Genomic DNA, 18,210 nt, shown 5'->3' with positions numbered 1-18,210 from the left:
TGTTTAACTCGTTAAGTGAGGCGCGCATTCTACGCTTCTCATTTCGCTTGTCAACTCTTTATTTTTAAGCTTTTCGAGAAAGTTTTAAAAACAAGTTTTTGACTCAAGCTAGCAGGATTTGGAGGAGTTGAACTTCACCGCGTCGCTGCGTTGTGGTGGCGCATTATAGGGAGAAAAGAATGGGCGTCAACGCTTTTTTTAAATATTTATTGATAAAAGTGCCGCTTGCTCAGTTAACGTACAAATCGCACAATCTCATTACACCTTAGGTTACATTTACCAACAAATACCACAATAAAGCTACATTTAAATATCGTATTGAGTTAGGCATTTTCTTTAAGTTACGCCTATAGTGTGTATGTGGTGTTTTCAAAAATTACTAACTAAATGAAACAACTTAGTATTTCACGCAAACTTTTAACTAAAGTGCTCACTATCTATATATTATTGACGGTCATCGTAACCGCCGTACAAGTTGTTAGTGAATATTACATCACCAAAAGTCACATTGAAGATGAATTAAAAACCTTACAAAAAACTTTCAGCGGCAGCCTTACTCGCGCTATATGGGAATTGAACGTTCAACAATCCGTTACCATTGCCCAAGGTTTGTTAGCTATGCCTTCAATTGAAGGCATTATATTACGTGACGAAAATGGCCAAGTGATATCTAGACTTGGCGACGCAATCGCCAATGATAATCTTGATATAAACTACGACAAAGATTCCGTTATTATCAATAAAAATCCAGACGGACTATTCGGCTATATCTACCCTCTAATATTTGAATTTTCTGGTCGCCCTATCCAAGTTGGCGACGTGACGCTTATTTCATCACGCAATATCATCATTGAAAGAATTAAGATCCCACTGTTTCTATTAATGTTTAAAGCGGTTTTTATTACCTTAAGTCTCTTTATCATAATTTGGTTAACCTTTAGAACCTTACTGTCTAGACCTTTATACGAATTAACCGAACAAATAGAAGATTTTGACATTGAACGTTTGGCCAAATCTAAAATAAATCTGGAACAAGCTGAACATAATGAGTTATCTGTATTGCAGGATGCATATAATGGTTTGATTGATCGCTTAATAGACTACAACAAAGAACTTGAATCTGCGCATAGTCGATTGGTAGAAGCCAACAGTAAACTTGATGACCAAAATTTGATGCTAGAGCAAGAGGTTGCGCGTAAAACCGCTAATTTAAGTCGCGTGATGCTGGATTTAGAAGAACAGAAGAAAGAACTAGAAGGCAGTCGCAATGAATTAAGACAAGGTATTGAAACACGCAAACACGCAGAGGAAGCACTATTAGCTAAACAAAAAGAACTCGAAGCATCATTGCATGAACTAAAATCGGCACAAGGACAGCTTGTTGAATCTGAAAAAATGGCTTCACTTGGAGGTCTTGTCGCCGGCATCGCTCACGATGTTAATACACCTATAGGCGTGAGCGTAACGGCCAGTAGCTATTTAACCGAACAAATTCGTGTGTTAAATAAACACTTTGAAGAAAAGACCCTGACACCTAAACATTTACAAAAATACGTCAAAGACGCAGAAGAAAGTATTAACCTTATTACTTCTAACTTAAAACGCGCCTCAGATTTGGTTGCAAGTTTTAAACAAATCGCAGTTGACCAAGCGAGTGAAGCAATTAGAGATATTGAACTTAACCATTACGTGCATGACATAATCAAGTCACTCAACCCGCATTTAAAGAAAACGCAGCACAAAATTTCGGTAAAATGCCCAGAAAGATTAGACATGCGCTGCCCGGCTGGTGCGATTTCACAAATTTTTACCAATTTGATCATGAACTCTGTGCTCCACGGATTTGAGAGAATAAAACAAGGTCAGATTGATATTGAAATTGAAGATCTCGGCGAAGACATCAAAATTGAGTACCACGATAATGGTAAAGGTGTTAGTAAAGATATCCTCAATAAGTTATTTGACCCATTTTTCACAACCAAGCGGGAAAAAGGTGGTTCAGGTTTAGGAACGCATATCACCTACAACTTAGTTAAACAAACGCTCAATGGTAGTATTAGTGCGACTAGTGAGTTGGGGAAAGGCTTGCATTACAGTATAACTATCCCTAAGGTCACTGAAATGCAAGCACTCACATAGGCTTGTTGCAAAGGTAATTACCAGTTCATTGCTTGACGAATCGGTAAAAAGTATTTTTGCAGATCAATACGAATAGGCATGAAATAACAGTGAGACCCTGTCTGTTGACAATGTTTAAGTACTTTTACTGCAAAGTCCGTATTCCACTGATAGTCCGGTTTGAAGTCGGAAGGGAACACTACTTTATTAACGTTTTCCCAATAAGCTTGGCTACGCTCAGTGATAACCGGAGATACCCCCCAGTACACTTTATCAGCCGGTAAAAAATCGGCATATATGTCTAACAAACGTGTATCAAAAAACGGTTGCGATAAAATATAATCCGCACCAGCTTCAAACTTATCTAAGATATAATCTTTTTCTTGTTTAACACCATGACGGTATGGGTCAAAACCACAATAAATTTCAAGATTAGGAAAATCCCTTCGTATAACTTTAATTAAATCCACCACGTCCGTTGAATAAACTAAGTGAGTTCTATCTGGTGGTGGATCACCAGTTACCAACAATATTTTATCCAACTCGTTAGCTTCGATAATTTGTTGCAACCGAGTTGACTTTATGTCGAAATCAATTGCACGTACATGTGGAATGTAACGATACTTTTGACGATTAACCAATTTAGCACCGTCCCAACTGCGAATAGGCAAACGCAACAAATCAGGTATATTAATAGTGTCAACAAAAGGCAAATTTTGTTCAACAAATTCTAATTGTTCAAAAGTTGCTTCTTCAGTCCTTGGGACGACTTCAAACGAAATATTCATAAATCCTCACGCTTACTTAGCAAATTTAAGCCAGTAAGGTTCTTCTAAATAAATCAACGGCCATTTTATAAACCGTTAAGGCCAATTCCGGATCAAATCTATCTAATCCTTCATCACGCATAAAAGCATGGGCTGCATTAAATTCATGCCAAGTAAACTTAACTTTACTATCAAGCAAATTTTGATGGACTAAAAAGCGCCCGGCATCAGGGACATGTGGGTCTTGTTTGCCCCAAATCATCATTAACTCCCCCTGAATTTCTTTAGTACGCGTTAATGAATCGCCGTTGTCTTCACTCGGTAAGGTATTTGAATGAATATCTGTTGCATATAAACAAACAGCGGAAAGTATATTTGGGTTGATCGCTGCACGGTATGCCAAGTGACCACCAATACAAACCCCCATAGCACCGACTTTGCCAGTACAATAAGCTTGTTGCTGTAAAAAATCATACATAGCAACAACATCAGAATCATGGCTTTCCAAGGGTTTGGCAAATTTATCTGCGTTGCCTTTATCTTTGCCTTCATCATCATAACCCAACACTGTACCAATAGGATTTAATTCATGAAAAACCTCAGGCACCAATACAACAAAACCATGTCCTGCCATTAAAGCTGCTGAACGTGCGATAGGTGCTGTTTGCTGGAATATTTCAGAGTAATAAATTATCGCAGGATACGAACCTTCCGCTTGAGGGCGATAAATATATGTTCTCATACTGCCGGTTGGCGTTGGTAAATCGACAAATTCGGTTTGAATAATCATGAAAAATCCTAATTGAGCGCTTTTGGGCGCGCATTATATACCCAAGCTACTTGGGTATAAAGTTTTCAAGTCATTTAGTTTTTTCTCCATTCCCTGTCGCACAATAATTTTTTTGCTATGCTTAATTTGTCACTATAAATGTCATCTAAAAGGATTGGCGCTGAATTTGCTTACGATTAATGAAGAGTAACAAAATACAAACAAAGTGATGTGAGTTACTAAGATTCAGCACTAACATGGAGCAGCCAATGTCAACAACCACTATTTGCCCACCGCCTACACTAACAAAAAAGTGCTTAGACGAATTAACTAAGTTGATGCTGGTGCATAAACTGCCGTCATCTTTTATTGATACAGTCCAACTTTGGTACTGGCCAATTGCCCAAAAAATTGCCGAGTTCAAACAACAAAAAGGCCAAACGTACTATTTGGCAATTAATGGCAGCCAAGGCAGTGGTAAATCTACCATGGCTGCTTTTTTACAATGTATATTCGAGCACCAGTTCGACTTTTCAGTCGCAAATCTATCAATAGACGACTTTTATTTAACGCGTAAAGAGCGGAAACATTTGGCTGAACACATACACCCGCTGCTTGCCACCAGAGGGGTGCCTGGCACTCACGATATCCCTTTGGCAATTGATACACTAAAAAAGCTCAGTGAGCTTCATAATAATGTCCAACTCGTGCGTTTTAATAAAGCTTACGATGATAGGGCAGAAAAACATCTTTGGGACAAAGTGTCAGCGCCAGTAGATATTGTGATACTTGAAGGTTGGTGCATGGGTTTGCAAGCTCAAAATCCAGCGGATTTGTACACACCAATTAATCAATTAGAACAGCTAGAAGATAGTAATGGTCGATGGCGTAAATTCGTAAATGCACAGCTTGAAGAACACTACCCTGATTTATTTACTATGTTTGATCAACTAATCATGCTTAAAGCACCATCATTTGACTGTGTTTACCAATGGCGCAAGAATCAAGAAGATAAGTTGATTGCGCAGCAGTCAACTCGCTTTACCATGAATCAAGCTGAACTAAATAGATTTATTCAACACTATCAAAGATTAACAGAACATGCGTTGCAAACCTTACCTGATGACGCCAATTTAGTGATAGAGTTAAACGAGCAACAACAATTTATCCTAGCGACAGGAGATGATTATGACTTCTGCTAGATTGCTGGTTTTTACCGATATGGATGGCACATTGTTAGATCACGACAACTATTCATGGCAAGCAGCCGAGCCGGCACTCGCTGAACTAACAAAACAGGAAATACCGGTGATCTGCAATACCAGTAAAACCTTTGCCGAAGTGAAGCAATTGCATCAGCAGCTTGGGTTATCTGCCCCCTTTATTGTCGAAAATGGTTCGGCTATTTATTCAGCCAACGCTGAAACAGCGGATCAACCAGCGCACAACATTGGTGCAAAACGACAACAAATTTTATCCGAATTAAGTTTTCTCCGCCAACAAGGCCATCAATTTGAAGGCTTTAATGATTGGCATAATGAAGAAATTGTCCAACAAACAGGTTTGTCCATTGCAGAAGCAGAACTGAGTGGACAAAGACAATATTCAGAACCCTTGTTATATAAAGGTAATGAACAGCAAAAAGCTCAATTTATTGAATATTTACAAGCAAAAAACTATCTAGCTTTACAAGGTGGACGCTTCTTATCCATTCAAGGCCAGTGCGACAAAGGCAAAGCTTTGCTTAAGTTAAAAGCTGAATATGAGAATTTATGGCAAACACCTGTGATCACTATTGCGTTAGGCGACAGTCAAAATGATTGTGCCATGCTTGAAGCCGCAGACGTATCGGTATGGATAAAAAGCCATAAAGCTTTTCCAACAATTCAGAAAAAAGAGCAAGTTTTTTATAGCGATTTATTTGGGCCAGCCGGTTGGAATGAAACTATGGCTCACATATTGCTTCTACATTCAAACAAACAATTAAAACCAGTAACAACCAGCTAGAACAAATCGAACCAACTAATGTTTAGTTGGGAAAGTAACGACAATTATGTCAATAAAAGAGGATTCTGTATGGGTGATTTCTATCAAAATGGAGTAATTACAACGTTACACAACTTGTCTCGAGATAGTGTAACCATTGAACAAATGGAGCATCAACTCACTGAGTTTGCCAAAGTCCGTCCATTGTCACTTGTTTTACCTTCTTTATATTCCGAGCTTCAAGGTCCAGCTTTAGCCAACATTATCAACGAATTGGCGGAAGTACCTTATTTAAATCAAATCGTCATTGGGTTAGACAGAGCAACCGAAGATGAATATCGTCATGCACTTAAATTTTTCTCAAAATTACCACAAAACGTAAAAGTGTTATGGAACGATGGTCCTAGATTACAAAAAATAGATGCTTTACTGCAAAAAGAGGGTTTGGCACCTAAAGAATTAGGTAAAGGTCGTAACGTTTGGTATTGCTTGGGTTATGTATTAGGCTCTGGTGAAGCAGCATCAGTTGCATTGCATGATTGCGACATATTAACTTATGACAGAAAACTACTGGCTAGATTAATCTACCCTGTTGCTAACCCAACTTTCAATTATGAATTCTGTAAAGGTTATTATGCCCGTGTCGCAGATGGCAAAATTAATGGCCGTGTTAGCCGCTTGCTTGTAACCCCCTTACTGCGCGCGTTAAAAAAGATTTTTGGTAACCTAGATTATTTAGAATATTTAGACAGTTACCGCTACCCTCTCGCGGGTGAATTTTCGTTTAGAACCGACGTCATCAATGATATTAGAATTCCAAGTGATTGGGGTTTAGAAATTGGTGTACTGTCTGAGATGGAGCGCAATTATTCTACGAACAGATTGTGCCAAGTGGATATTGCCGATACCTACGACCATAAACATCAGTCTTTGTCAGTAGACAATGATGAAGGAGGTCTATCAAAAATGTCGATTGATATTTCTAAAGCCATCTTTAGAAAACTCGCAACGAATGGTGTGGTATTTAACACGGAAACATTCCGTTCAATCAAAGCGACTTATTATCGAATTGCGTTAGACTTTGTTGAAACCTATCGTAACGACGCGACTATTAACGGCTTAAACTTTGACATTCATAGCGAAGAACAAGCAGTTGAATTATTCGCGCACAACATCTTAAAAGCGGGCATTCACTTCTTAGAAAACCCAATGGAAACCCCTTTTATTCCAAGTTGGAACCGAGTTTCAAGTGCTGTGCCGGATGTATATGGGCAGATGATCCAAGCAGTGGAAGCTGATATGGAGGAATTTGGCGGTTAGTCCAAAATATTTATCTACAAATAACAATCGAACAAAAAATGGGGTGGTAATAATGGCAATTGAAACTGAGCTAGAACACAAGGTTCAAACACATTTAAAGTTTATTTATCCAGAATTAGACGAAGCAGAAGTCTGCCAACAACTGCTAACTTTAATGCGCTTGGATAAAGCCACCCCGACCCCGCCCAACCATCAAAATCATTGGAGCCAGAAAGACATCATTGCCATTACCTACGGCAATAGTTTGTTGCGTGAACAAGAAAAACCCCTGCACACTCTACATGGTTTTTTCAAAAATAATCTAGCAGGAATTATCAACAGCATACATATACTGCCGTTTTACCCATATAGCAGTGATGACGGTTTTGCGGTAATGGATTATTCCAAAGTAAATGATTCTTTAGGTGACTGGGTTGATGTTGAGGCAATTTCCACTGATTTTAGATTAATGGCTGACTTAGTGATTAACCACTGCTCTAGTCGCAGTCTTTGGTTTGAAAATTTTAAGCTTGATAAAGAACCAGGCAAAAACTACTTTTTTACCGCAGAGCCAACTGACGATTTAGATTCAGTTGTACGTCCACGCACTAGCCCTTTATTACGAGAAGTAAATACCCCATCTGGCACTAAACATGTTTGGTGTACTTTTAGCCATGACCAAGTTGATTTTGATTTTCGCCAGATTGAAGTTTTATACGAATTTGTCAAGATCACCCGTTTGTACTTGGACCGAGGGGTCAAAATATTTCGCTTTGATGCAGTGGCCTTTTTATGGAAAGAAGTTGGTACCAACTGTATTCACTTAGCACAAACACATGAAATGATAAGGCTATTACGTGTATTAGTGGAACATGCAGTGCCAGATGCCATCATAATCACCGAAACAAATGTGCCCAATCATGAAAACTTAAGTTATTTTGGTAACGGTAACGAAGCGCACTGTGTATATAACTTCTCATTGCCGCCATTGCTGGTAAACACTCTAATTACCGGCAACTGCAAACATTTAAAGCGCTGGATGATGAGTATGCCACCCGCGCAAATAGGTACAACCTACTTTAATTTTATTGCATCACACGATGGTATAGGTTTACGCCCAGCCGAAGGTTTACTTGATGAAGATGAATTAGCCACACTAGCCAACACAGTTAATATGTTTGGCGGTAAAGTATCTTGGCGCAGTGCCAATGGCAGCAACAAACCTTACGAGCTGAATATTAGTTTGTTTGATGCACTGCAAGGCACATACAAAGGTACAGACAAATACCAAATAGACAGGTTTATCTGTGCGCATGCAGTTATGTTGGCGCTAGAAGGCATACCTGGTATTTATATCCATAGTTTATTGGCCACCACCAATGATTACGAACGTATGGATAACACCAGCCAAAACCGCAGCATTAACCGCCATCAATGGGATATTCAAGCACTAGAAGACGCGTTAGCCAATCAATTTTCGCACCATAGCAAAGTATTTAAACGTATGTGTGCGCTAATTGAAAAACGTATTGCTCAACCTGCGTTTCATCCAAATGCGGTACAATTTACCTTGCAATTAGGTGAAGAAATACTCGGTTTTTGGCGTCAAAGTCATAATCGAAAACAAAGCATATTCTGTATTTTTAATGTAACCGATCAGGAACAACAAATTGAAATGGCAGAAATTAACCTAATTGACACCGAACATTGGTTTGATTTGCTTGCAGAGCAACCAATCAATGACTTACGTGGCACCTTAGTCTTAAAACCATATCAAGCAGTTTGGTTAACCAATTACCGCACTTAAGCCTAGGGTATGTTTATCTTTCGTGGACAATTTTGCGAACAAAACCCTTGCCTTTGTTGCAAGTTCCGCCTACTTTTAATAAGTTACATAGTATTGAGACTATCGTAACTCTTTCTATAAAAACAATTTGTTGGCAGGAATTTATATGAATAAACCGGCGGTTAAGCCCAATAAAAAATCAACATTTGTGTCAACTGACGACATCCTAGTCATGTTGTGTAAATCAGTAACTGACGTGTTAGCAAGTGCAAATGCCAACCAAGTGACTTATTCAGCTTTGGTACAAAAAATCACCAAAACAAGCTTAAAGCCAGATATTGGCTCGTTTGTACTATTTGACGGTGGTTTTTCTGGGTTAGTGGTCATCAACTTTAGTGCCGCAGCAGCAATCGAAATATACCAAAAGTATATGACAAATATGGGCATTCCAATTGAAGAGCTCTCTTCGCAACACACCTCAGATGATGTTGCTAACGTAATGGGTGAATTACTCAATCAAATACTCGGTGATTTTACTGGTTTAGTGCATAAAGAGTTACAAACCTCTATTACCCAAAGTCAGCCGAAAATGTTGACTGTCAATAAACAGCTGATTATTTCTATTGATACTAATTTAGATAGACCTCAAGCACGTCGAGTGACTTTTACCACGCAAAAAGGCAATATTTTTTATCTAGAAATGGCAATGGATAGAACTGAATTTATTAAACTGCATGATTTTGTGCCTGAAGAATTTGACCCAGATGACATTATTCGTGGTGCTTCGGTGCAAATGGAAGAGGAAAACAATAAAAAAGGTCCTGATGTCGACCAAGATCTATTGGATGAACTTGGATTATAAAGCCTAATTTTGCGGGGGTCTCCCCGCAAAAAATCTACCAACCTATCTTCACAACTGCTATAGTCAACTTGTTCATTTAATAAACACTGGATGTTTAATTATGAGTCTTCTCAAACGAATATTTGGTCAATTAACCTCAACAGAACGAGCCGCTAGCATACATTGGAATATGGAACAAAGGACATATGCTCTTGGCAGCGATCTAAGCTTTTCAGTTGAATATAATGGTGGAGCAGTTGAACAACATATAGATAATGTAGACGTTACTCTGATATGCCACTTACATGAGATCACTGGCGATGTTAATGCAGTACAAGTAAAATTAGTCAGTTGTGATATTGATAGAGATTTTTTTATTCCAGCCAGACAGAAACTAAAAAAATTTTATTCGATTCACTTACCAAAATTTTCCCCTGTAACCAATGAAATTTGCCGTTACAGCCTAGAACTTAAGTTAAATAGAGGTTCTACAGCAACGAATAGTTTGTCTACAGAAGTAAAAATAGGCCCATCAGAGCAAATATCCACTTGGTTAAAAGTACTGGCAGAGCTTGATTTTCATCATCAATCGCATTGGAATCAACCACTAAATAACTCCTATGGTGCGACTCAATTTGTGCAGAAATTTAGGTATCGAAAAAGCAATTTTGTCGACAAAAAATCTTTAGATCTCATCTTCAGATTTGAGCAGTACAATGATTATCTGGATGTTTTTGTAGAAGCTTACATAGCCAATCAAGCTCAATTTTCTCATCAAACGACAAATACATTTCGCTTCACCATTGAACACAACACTGTGGATTTGTATAAAAGCAAACTGCAAGAGCAATTAAGCCAAAGTTGAAAAGCTGCTATACTGGCGTCAAAATAAAACCTAACCACAGCGCCAAATGACAGCAACTATCCCTTCTGCCTTATTCAAACAACTAACCAACAATGGTTGGCGTTGCCCAATCTTGATAAAAGGCGATATGGAAACACGCTATCAGGTTGCACAAACATTAATAAATCAGCAGAATTGGCAAGCTGGTTTTAATCCAGATACGCTCACTACAAATAACAAACACTTACAAGCCTACCTAGGCCAAGAACTAGATTATGTTTGGCTCGATAGTTCAAGCTTTTTTGATATAGATGTTGTCTGTGCGTTAGCTGGATGCATACAACATGGTGGGGCATTAATACTCACCTTCAGCCCAACCTTTATTGAGCAAGATACAACCAATATCAGCAGCCTGCCCTATCCACATAATCTAACCAGCCATAATTATTCCTATTATATGCAAAGACTATGGCAACTTAGCCTGCAAACGGCGGGCTGTGTTATCGTCGATAACTGTCAGCTAACAACCAATGCATTCCCTCAAGCACTTGAAGAAAAATTTGTAAAACCAACAGATTTAACCAGCGCACAACAAACAATATTTAATGCCTTATCAAAGTTAAAAAAACAGGGGCATTATTTTATCAAAGCAGACAGAGGCAGAGGGAAATCAACCGTTTTAGCGGCTTTGGTGAAAGACTATCTACAACAAGGGACACATATAACCATTACAGCCCCGGCAAAAAGATGCTTAACAACCGTATGGAACTGGTTAGATAAATGGCAATGCGACAAAGATAATTTAACTTTTGTCGCACCAGATGAGCTCACTCAAGTCGTCAGTAACAAACAAAATAACAACAGCATTTTGATTGTTGACGAAGCTGCAGCCCTACCTAGCCAATTGCTCAGAGCCATTAGCCAAAAATTTAACTGGGTAATTTACGCAACAACCGAACAAGGATATGAAGGTTCAGGTAAGGGACTCAGCCAGCACTTCATCAAACAACTCAGTATGGATAATGAGTTGGTTGAAACATTTGAGTTAACCAAGCCGATTCGTTGGGCTCTTAACGATCCACTTGAAAATTGGTTGAATTCTATCTGCATGCCTAACAATCAGCCAAGTTTAAGCAATAATCAAAGTGACAAGATATCCTTCAAGTTTATTCAATCTGAGGAGCTAGTCGGCAATAACCAACTCGTCGTAGAAATTTTTGGTTTATTAAGCCAAGCACATTATCGAACAACGCCTAACGACTTAAAACACATGCTCGATAGCCCCGCATTAAAATTGTGTATTGGACAAAACAACCAGGGTCAAGTGGTAGCAGCAAGCTTGTTATCAGAAGAAGGAAATTTAACTCAGGCTTTAGCCAACGAAATACTAAATGGGAAACGTCGGCCCAATGGCCATCTGACACCACAAATTATTGCAGCACAATCCGGGATTGTAGAATTTAGCCAATTAAAAGGTTTAAGGATAGTCCGCATTGCCGTTGCAGAAGCATTACGCAATAACAATATTGCTTCAAATATGCTTGAATGGCTGAGCCAACAAGCGTCAGATATAGATTATTTAGCGAGCAGTTTTGCTGCAAGTTATCCAGTTGCCAACTTTTGGTATAAAAATAACTTTAAATTAGCCAGAGTCAGTACAACACCAGAGCACCATAGTGGGCTATTTTCTAGCTTGTGTATTAAAATGCTCGATAAATCAAATACTGTGCTTAACCAGCGAATTCAACAAGGCTGTTTGCAACAGCTGAGCTTTTTCCTACCCAGTCATTATCAAAATGTAACTGGTAATTTATTGTGGTTATGGTACGCCTCATTGGCGCAAAATAATCAGCTTACTCTCAGTTATAAGTTAGTTTTAGTAGCAGGGTTTGCACAACATAGCACCAACCTCTATGCAGCTTTGCCAGAGCTATATAACTTTTGCTTAGACAAATCGGTCTTAATTATGCAAATTTTACCTGCAGAGCAGCAGAATTTGCTAGCAGACACTATACTTAAACGCCAAGCGCCCAGTACTGTGGCAAAAACCTATCTGTTGTCTGGACAAAAACAACTAATTAAAATGCTGCGAAAAATTGTCGCAGAGCTTTTACAGCATACGGATTCAGCTAAATGAAATTTTATGCTATTTTCAGTTTATTGTGTTTATGCTGCTTTGAAGTTAACGCGCAGCAAAACATCTACATCCAAGCAGCAGCGTGCCATAAACAAAAATGTGTCGACACCTATAGGCAATATATTGAAAATTTAGCTTTGCCGAGCCAGGTAAAATATACTCAACAAAACAAAGATAGATTTTCAGTGCTGTCGAGATTAACCAGCCACCAGCAGGCAGCACAAGCATTTGTCGAATTAATTAACGCAGATAAACGCGTTAGAGTGAATGCCAAAATAGAAATGATAGATCACAGGCTATATATTGATTTAGGTGAGCAGTCTAACCAAACTCAAGCCGAGTGGTTACAGGGTTTCGCTAACCACTTAGCCAAAAGTAACAACTTGCCTAACAACCAATTAGAATTCACAATAAAACGCAAAATTGAACAAATGTTCGCAATTAAAATTCTGGCGGGGCCGTTTAAAACAGATGAAAGTGCAGAACAAGCACTCGCAAAAATTAGAACAATAAAGGCTTTTTCACGCGCGTTTGTTACTGACAATTAGCCTTAAAGTACTGTAAAGCTCTAGCTGGGTAATCAGTAAAAATACCGTCTACGCCGAGTGATTGCATCAAAGCAATATCTTCTACATGATTAACCGTATAAACGTAAACTTTTAAACCTTGAGCTTGTGCGTCTTTAACTAGCTCAATGTCAATAAAGTCACGGTTGCAATGCAGCGACCACGCCTTTAGCTCAACGGCGAAGCGACTATTATCAGTCGGTAAACAGGCAGTCAAAGCGCCAATGCGTATATTCGGCATTAAGCTGGCAAATTGGTGCAATTGCTTATGATCAAATGAAGATACAATCAATTGTTCAGGCTTAAACCAAGCATTATCAAGCGCTAACTGTATATCTCGGGCAACTAAAGCTGCACTATTCGGCGCTTTAATTTCTATGTTAACTTGGCAACGCCCTGCAATAGCCGCTAAAGCTTGTTGCAAGCTTGGTACAGCTTGACCATTGCCAGCATCTAAACTTTGAACATATTCTAGTGTTGAAGATCGCACTAACCCCAACCCATTCGTGGTTTTCTGTAACCAAGCGTCGTGCAATACAATAGGCACATCTTCAACAATCTGTACATCTAGCTCAATGCCATCAGCGCCAGCTTCAATAGCTTGTTCAAACGCTTGTAATGTGTTTTCCGGCGCTATGCCACTCGCGCCCCTATGTGCCCAAATAAACATTTCATTTACCCTCGTTTATGTCCACTCAAAGTTTCGTACACGGCAGCGGAAACCACAAGTGTGCCACCCACTAAAGTTTGCCAACTTGGATATTCAGTTAACAACACAGCGGCAAATATAGTGCCATAAAAAGGCGATAAACAAGACACTAAACTCATTGTTTTTGCTTTTATGCTACGCAATCCATTTACAATCAAAGAATGTGGTAGTGCAGTAAAGAGTATCCCTAATAAAATAATCCAAGCGAATGTGCTCAGGGGCAATTCGGCAAAATGATGGTATTCAAAAGGTAATAATACACAGGCAATTATGCTTGATTGAAACATCATATTTTTCATGCCTGAGTAGTGCGAAAAAACTCTGTGGCTCATAATGTTTCGCGCGGCAAAAAATACAGCAGACAAAACACCGAGTAAAATACCGACTGTATATTCACTTTCAAGTGATAACTCTGGCACCATTAGGCCAACACCCGTAAGTACAAACAAAGCCATCAGAAAATCAAGTTTATGTGGCAGTTGCTTATTTAGCAGGGGTTCTATCAAAACTATCATGACTGGATAGGTGTACAAAGCAATCATACCTGTCGCCACAGTAGAAAACTGCATGGCATAAAAATAGGTTACCCAATGCACAGCCATCAGCACGCCTAAAATAATACCGTTGCGGTAGTCGCGCAAACTATTTAAACGCACTCTGCCTTCAGTTACCTTAACCAACAGAGTTAACACTAAAGCTGCAACACAAGCGCGTGCAAATGAAATCGCAGCACCATCAAGCGGAATAATTTTGGAGAATAAGGCCGTACCGCCAAGTAGCAATACGCCAAGGTGAACCTGCAGCAAAGCACTTTTACGCTGTGCTGCAGAATTTAATTGTTGCGACATGAAAACTACTTAGTTGATGATGCGAGTGCTTGACCTAATGTAACTTTGCTAGCGGCACCAATAGCTGCATCGAATTCAATTGCATCCGGCTCAAACGCCAATACTACAGTTGAACCTAATTTAAAGCGTCCCATCTCCTGACCTTTTTCAATTACTGGCGCATTGTCGTGATTATAGTGCCATGTAAAAGGACGTTTGCCAGCAGGTGGTGTGATTACACCAGCCCAAGTTGTTTCAATGCTCGCGACTATCATAGCCCCCACTAGCACCAAAGCCATTTCGCCATATTCAGTGTCAAATACGCAGACAACACGTTCGTTACGCGCAAATAACCCATCAACATTACGAGTTGTTGCTTGATTCACTGAAAATAATTTGCCTGGTACATAAACCATGCGTTTTAATTTACCAGTGCACGGCATGTGGATTCTGTGATAATCACTTGGTGATAAATAAATAGTGCTAAAAACACCATTGTGAAACGGCTGTGCGTTTTCTTCGTCACCACCTAACAATTGCGTCAAACTATAATTGTGCCCTTTAGCCTGAAAGATAGCATCGCCATCAATTGGTCCCAACTGACTCACTTCCCCATCTACTGGTGACACTATCTCTGTGTCAGCAATAGGTCGTGCATCTGGCAACAAAGCACGGGTAAAAAAGTCGTTGAAACTAGCGAATTCAGAAAACTTTTGAACTTGTGTATCCTTCAATTGAATTTGATAGTTTTTAGCAAATAAGCGGATAAAGGTTTGGCTAATAAATTTATTTCGACTAGCTGCAATTTTACCAATAAACCTAGATATAAGATGTTGTGGTACTAAATATTGAAGTGCAACTTTGAATTTTTCTAGAGACACCGAAAGTTCCTTTAATAATGAATAGCGCAAGATGTTTTATATAACACGCATAATACCGACAATGACGGATTAGGTCTAATGCTGTCGGTCACTAAGCTTAATAATGTTTACTATGAGCTGGTTTATTTTCAGCAATTGATTGTAAAATTTTATGGTAATTTTCCAACCTCGAAGCCAATATTAACCCTTGCTCAACAGCGTCTTTTAATCCACATTTTGGATCGTCTAAATGTTTGCAGTCACGAAATTTACAATTGCCGCGGTATTGCGCAAACTCAACAAAACCGTCAAAAATTTCTTCAGCACTCAAATGCCATAAAGCAAATTCGCGCACACCTGGAGAGTCAATTAAATCGCCACCTGTCGGTAAATGATAGAGCTTAGCGACTGTTGTAGTATGTGTACCCAAACCAGACACATCGGATACATCACCAGTTTGCGCATTCGTGTCGGGTAATAATTTGTTGACCAAAGAAGATTTACCTACGCCAGATTGACCAACCACAATAGAAACTTTGTTTTGCAGCAATTGCGCAATAGTTTCAAAACCTTGTTGCGTTTTAACACTGAGTAAATGAACTGGATAACCAATTGATTGATAATAATCGGCTATTTTTTGAATATCAGCCTGTTTTGCACTATCAAGTAAATCAACCTTGTTAATCACCACAACTGGGTGTGCACCCATTTGTTCAACCGCAACCAAATAGCGGTCGATAATTTGCCAAGATAATTCGGGCAATATTGAAGATAAAACAACCACTTGTTCAATATTAGCTGCAACCGCTTTTACTCCATCATAAAAGTCTGGGCGCGTTAGTACAGACTCCCTTTCTTCAACAGCCTCAATGACACCTTGTGCACCACCTTCAGACTGCACTTCATGCCAAATGACCTTGTCACCAGCAACTATCGATTCAACCGTTCGGCGCATATCACAACGAATAAGCTCCCCTTGTTCGTTTTCAATGTCGGCTTGCTGACCGTATCGGCTTATTACTACACCATGACGAGCTGGGCCTAATAGACAATCTTCCGATAAATTTTCCGGATTATTTCTAGTTTGTTCTATTTTTCTGCTACGATTAGATCGCATACGCCTAAGTTGTTGTTTGGTGAGTTTCTTTTTTTTCGTCACGGTGCTACTTTTTATCAATAATCAGTTAAACTAAAAACGAAGAGTACTTTACACCAATTTGGCGATAAAGTTTTAGGAATGTACACAGATTAATTGAAAGTTGTACCTTTTGAGGGGTTAGTAGGAATACTATATGTCATTTAATGAAAATAATCTTATTTGGCTAGACTTGGAAATGACAGGTTTAGACCCAGATACAGATAAAGTGTTGGAAATCGCAACCATAGTCACTGACAGTGAATTAAACATTATCGCAGAAGGGCCGGTATTTGCGATCCATCAACCAGACGAAGTTTTGGATAATATGGATGAGTGGTGTATTAACCAACATGGTAAATCAGGACTAACTCAAAGATGTCGTGACAGTAAGATCTCAATTGAAGAAGCTCAAAAACAAACAATTGAATTTTTGCAACAATATGTACCAGCTGGCAAGTCACCTATGTGTGGCAATAGCATCAATCAAGATCGCCGCTTTATGTTTGTGCATATGCAAGAGCTTGAGGCCTTTTTCCATTATCGCAACTTAGACGTTAGTACAGTCAAAGAACTTGCTCGTCGCTGGAGACCTGAACTCGTTAGCGATTATAAAAAGAAAGGGACGCATCTAGCTTTAGAAGATATCCACGAATCTATCGAAGAATTGGCTCGTTACAAACAAGATTTTTTTAAACTAAAATAATTTTTCGATATATATTGCGTCAATTCAACAAGTTGGCGCGCACTCCTCTTCTGTCGATAAAAAATTGCACATTTTTTCTGCAAATCACCTATTTTAATCTACACTTAAAAAGCTAGCCTAACCTGAACTTCAAATAACAAATTAGCAGTTCAGTTCTAGGTTACTCAGTACAAAAACAAATAAAAATCGAGAATTGTTGGAGCACAGATTATGGAGAAATTGCAATATTTGCGCGTGCGTCTACTCGCTTTAATCAGCATAGCCTTGTACGCTTTTGCACCAGTTTGTTCAGCCATTGACAAAACCTTTGATATTACCCAAAGTTCAATGAGCTATTTCCAACTCGATCCTTCAAGCTTATCTAACTTTACAATCAGCCCGAAAAACACAGTGAACGAGCGTTTGTATATTGTCGCGGAACAAAATAGCCCAGTGAATCAGCTTAATTTACAGGCCGGCGCGGGTTATGCTATGCCTGTAACCGCGCAGTTAGACATAAAAGCTGCAATGTTGTATCAAGAAAACAGTACACAATCTCCTACTGAACAGCCAATCAGACATCTTGCGATTGAGGCTGGTACTCAATACCGCCTTAATCAAGCGATTCAACTCTACAGTGCAATAATTTATCGTGTACCCAAAGAGCAGCAGCAAACCAACTTAGAAACAGCAGACAAAGAAGTTGGTTTTAAGTTTTCCGGTGAATACTTTTTTAGCCAATCGGTATCGGCGGGGATCCACGCACAAATCATTGCAGAAAACAAAATTTATGGTGTGCAAGGTAGCTTCCATTTTTAATTGGCATAAATTAACCTTCGTTTAACAATCAAAAATAATCTCTTGCGTTCACAAGCGCTTAT

17 protein-coding genes are annotated in these 18,210 nt (G+C 39.0%); 11 read left to right on the top strand and 6 right to left on the bottom strand.

Annotation, left to right across the window (positions count from 1 at the left end):
• The first annotated feature begins 387 nt into the window (after positions 1-387).
• Positions 388-2,139, top strand: coding sequence for a sensor histidine kinase (locus WSC_RS0115645; protein WP_016956889.1), 1,752 nt, complete (start codon positions 388-390; stop codon positions 2,137-2,139).
• A gap of 17 nt (positions 2,140-2,156) precedes the next feature.
• On the opposite strand, the gene WSC_RS0115640 is transcribed toward WSC_RS0115645, so the two are convergent.
• Both WSC_RS0115640 and WSC_RS0115635 read right to left on the bottom strand, forming a co-directional pair.
• Positions 2,157-2,906 (bottom strand): methylenetetrahydrofolate reductase, encoded by a 750-nt coding sequence (locus WSC_RS0115640; RefSeq protein WP_016956888.1) that lies wholly within the window; start codon positions 2,904-2,906, stop codon positions 2,157-2,159.
• A 25-nt stretch (positions 2,907-2,931) separates the two neighbouring features.
• Complete coding sequence (locus WSC_RS0115635; RefSeq protein WP_016956887.1) at positions 2,932-3,675, bottom strand: dienelactone hydrolase family protein; 744 nt, start codon at positions 3,673-3,675, stop codon at positions 2,932-2,934.
• Between the two features lie 248 nt (positions 3,676-3,923).
• On the opposite strand from WSC_RS0115635, the gene WSC_RS0115630 reads away from it, so the two are divergent.
• The 8 genes from WSC_RS0115630 (at position 3,924) to WSC_RS0115595 (ending at position 13,095) form a co-directional block, all read left to right on the top strand.
• Entirely contained in the window at positions 3,924-4,856 is a 933-nt protein-coding gene (locus WSC_RS0115630; protein WP_237716323.1) for a hypothetical protein, read from the top strand.
• Positions 4,843-5,661: an HAD-IIB family hydrolase gene (locus WSC_RS0115625; protein ID WP_016956885.1), complete on the top strand. Its 819-nt coding sequence runs from the start codon at positions 4,843-4,845 to the stop codon at positions 5,659-5,661. Before WSC_RS0115630 ends, WSC_RS0115625 begins: the two co-directional genes overlap by 14 nt.
• A gap of 69 nt (positions 5,662-5,730) precedes the next feature.
• Positions 5,731-6,960 carry a glycosyltransferase family protein gene (locus tag WSC_RS0115620; RefSeq protein WP_016956884.1) on the top strand — a complete coding sequence of 410 codons (1,230 nt, stop codon included), beginning with the start codon at positions 5,731-5,733 and terminating at the stop codon, positions 6,958-6,960.
• Positions 6,961-7,012: 52 nt separating this feature from the next.
• A complete protein-coding gene (locus WSC_RS0115615) occupies positions 7,013-8,746 on the top strand; it encodes a sugar phosphorylase (protein WP_016956883.1) in 1,734 nt (577 codons plus the stop codon).
• 145 nt (positions 8,747-8,891) lie between these two features.
• Positions 8,892-9,587 (top strand): DUF3334 family protein, encoded by a 696-nt coding sequence (locus WSC_RS0115610; protein WP_016956882.1) that lies wholly within the window; start codon positions 8,892-8,894, stop codon positions 9,585-9,587.
• Between the two features lie 100 nt (positions 9,588-9,687).
• On the top strand, positions 9,688-10,431 hold the full coding sequence (locus WSC_RS0115605; protein ID WP_082196198.1) for a sporulation protein: 744 nt from the start codon (positions 9,688-9,690) through the stop codon (positions 10,429-10,431).
• A 46-nt stretch (positions 10,432-10,477) separates the two neighbouring features.
• Positions 10,478-12,547 (top strand): tRNA(Met) cytidine acetyltransferase TmcA domain-containing protein, encoded by a 2,070-nt coding sequence (locus WSC_RS0115600; RefSeq protein ID WP_016956880.1) that lies wholly within the window; start codon positions 10,478-10,480, stop codon positions 12,545-12,547.
• Positions 12,544-13,095 (top strand): SPOR domain-containing protein, encoded by a 552-nt coding sequence (locus WSC_RS0115595; protein WP_016956879.1) that lies wholly within the window; start codon positions 12,544-12,546, stop codon positions 13,093-13,095. The genes WSC_RS0115600 and WSC_RS0115595 overlap by 4 nt, the downstream gene beginning before the upstream one ends.
• Here WSC_RS0115595 and WSC_RS0115590 read toward each other — a convergent pair.
• The 4 genes from WSC_RS0115590 to rsgA form a co-directional block, all read right to left on the bottom strand.
• The gene (locus WSC_RS0115590; RefSeq protein ID WP_016956878.1) at positions 13,082-13,783 is read right to left on the bottom strand and encodes a glycerophosphodiester phosphodiesterase; all 702 of its coding nucleotides are present in this window, start codon (positions 13,781-13,783) and stop codon (positions 13,082-13,084) included. The two genes, WSC_RS0115595 and WSC_RS0115590, sit on opposite strands and share 14 nt — an antisense overlap.
• Before the next feature lie 5 nt (positions 13,784-13,788).
• Positions 13,789-14,670, bottom strand: coding sequence for a DMT family transporter (locus tag WSC_RS0115585; RefSeq protein ID WP_016956877.1), 882 nt, complete (start codon positions 14,668-14,670; stop codon positions 13,789-13,791).
• 5 nt (positions 14,671-14,675) lie between these two features.
• On the bottom strand, positions 14,676-15,530 hold the full coding sequence (gene asd, locus WSC_RS0115580; protein ID WP_016956876.1) for an archaetidylserine decarboxylase: 855 nt from the start codon (positions 15,528-15,530) through the stop codon (positions 14,676-14,678).
• Between the two features lie 97 nt (positions 15,531-15,627).
• Positions 15,628-16,668 carry a small ribosomal subunit biogenesis GTPase RsgA gene (rsgA, locus tag WSC_RS0115575; RefSeq protein ID WP_026016885.1) on the bottom strand — a complete coding sequence of 347 codons (1,041 nt, stop codon included), beginning with the start codon at positions 16,666-16,668 and terminating at the stop codon, positions 15,628-15,630.
• A 133-nt stretch (positions 16,669-16,801) separates the two neighbouring features.
• Between rsgA and orn the strand changes: the two genes are divergently transcribed.
• Both orn and WSC_RS0115565 read left to right on the top strand, forming a co-directional pair.
• Positions 16,802-17,350 (top strand): oligoribonuclease, encoded by a 549-nt coding sequence (gene orn, locus WSC_RS0115570; protein ID WP_016956874.1) that lies wholly within the window; start codon positions 16,802-16,804, stop codon positions 17,348-17,350.
• 210 nt (positions 17,351-17,560) lie between these two features.
• The gene (locus WSC_RS0115565) at positions 17,561-18,148 is read left to right on the top strand and encodes a hypothetical protein (protein WP_016956873.1); all 588 of its coding nucleotides are present in this window, start codon (positions 17,561-17,563) and stop codon (positions 18,146-18,148) included.
• Positions 18,149-18,210: the final 62 nt, after the last annotated feature.

It is taken from the genome of Catenovulum agarivorans YM01, from assembly GCF_000281085.1.
Classification (GTDB): domain Bacteria; phylum Pseudomonadota; class Gammaproteobacteria; order Enterobacterales; family Alteromonadaceae; genus Catenovulum; species Catenovulum agarivorans.
Note: the sequence above shows the minus strand (reverse complement) of the source record. Positions and strands in the feature narration are given on the sequence as shown.

Excerpts from the sequence above, each read along its gene's own strand:
- WSC_RS0115645 (WP_016956889.1), top strand. The coding sequence starts at position 388 with ATGAAACAACTTAGTATTTCACGCAAACTTTTAACTAAAGTGCTCACT.
- WSC_RS0115640 (WP_016956888.1), bottom strand. The coding sequence starts at position 2,906 with ATGAATATTTCGTTTGAAGTCGTCCCAAGGACTGAAGAAGCAACTTTT.
- WSC_RS0115635 (WP_016956887.1), bottom strand. The coding sequence starts at position 3,675 with ATGATTATTCAAACCGAATTTGTCGATTTACCAACGCCAACCGGCAGT.
- WSC_RS0115630 (WP_237716323.1), top strand. The coding sequence starts at position 3,924 with ATGTCAACAACCACTATTTGCCCACCGCCTACACTAACAAAAAAGTGC.
- WSC_RS0115625 (WP_016956885.1), top strand. The coding sequence starts at position 4,843 with ATGACTTCTGCTAGATTGCTGGTTTTTACCGATATGGATGGCACATTG.
- WSC_RS0115620 (WP_016956884.1), top strand. The coding sequence starts at position 5,731 with ATGGGTGATTTCTATCAAAATGGAGTAATTACAACGTTACACAACTTG.
- WSC_RS0115615 (WP_016956883.1), top strand. The coding sequence starts at position 7,013 with ATGGCAATTGAAACTGAGCTAGAACACAAGGTTCAAACACATTTAAAG.
- WSC_RS0115610 (WP_016956882.1), top strand. The coding sequence starts at position 8,892 with ATGAATAAACCGGCGGTTAAGCCCAATAAAAAATCAACATTTGTGTCA.
- WSC_RS0115605 (WP_082196198.1), top strand. The coding sequence starts at position 9,688 with ATGAGTCTTCTCAAACGAATATTTGGTCAATTAACCTCAACAGAACGA.
- WSC_RS0115600 (WP_016956880.1), top strand. The coding sequence starts at position 10,478 with ATGACAGCAACTATCCCTTCTGCCTTATTCAAACAACTAACCAACAAT.
- WSC_RS0115595 (WP_016956879.1), top strand. The coding sequence starts at position 12,544 with ATGAAATTTTATGCTATTTTCAGTTTATTGTGTTTATGCTGCTTTGAA.
- WSC_RS0115590 (WP_016956878.1), bottom strand. The coding sequence starts at position 13,783 with ATGTTTATTTGGGCACATAGGGGCGCGAGTGGCATAGCGCCGGAAAAC.
- WSC_RS0115585 (WP_016956877.1), bottom strand. The coding sequence starts at position 14,670 with ATGTCGCAACAATTAAATTCTGCAGCACAGCGTAAAAGTGCTTTGCTG.
- orn (WP_016956874.1), top strand. The coding sequence starts at position 16,802 with ATGTCATTTAATGAAAATAATCTTATTTGGCTAGACTTGGAAATGACA.
- WSC_RS0115565 (WP_016956873.1), top strand. The coding sequence starts at position 17,561 with ATGGAGAAATTGCAATATTTGCGCGTGCGTCTACTCGCTTTAATCAGC.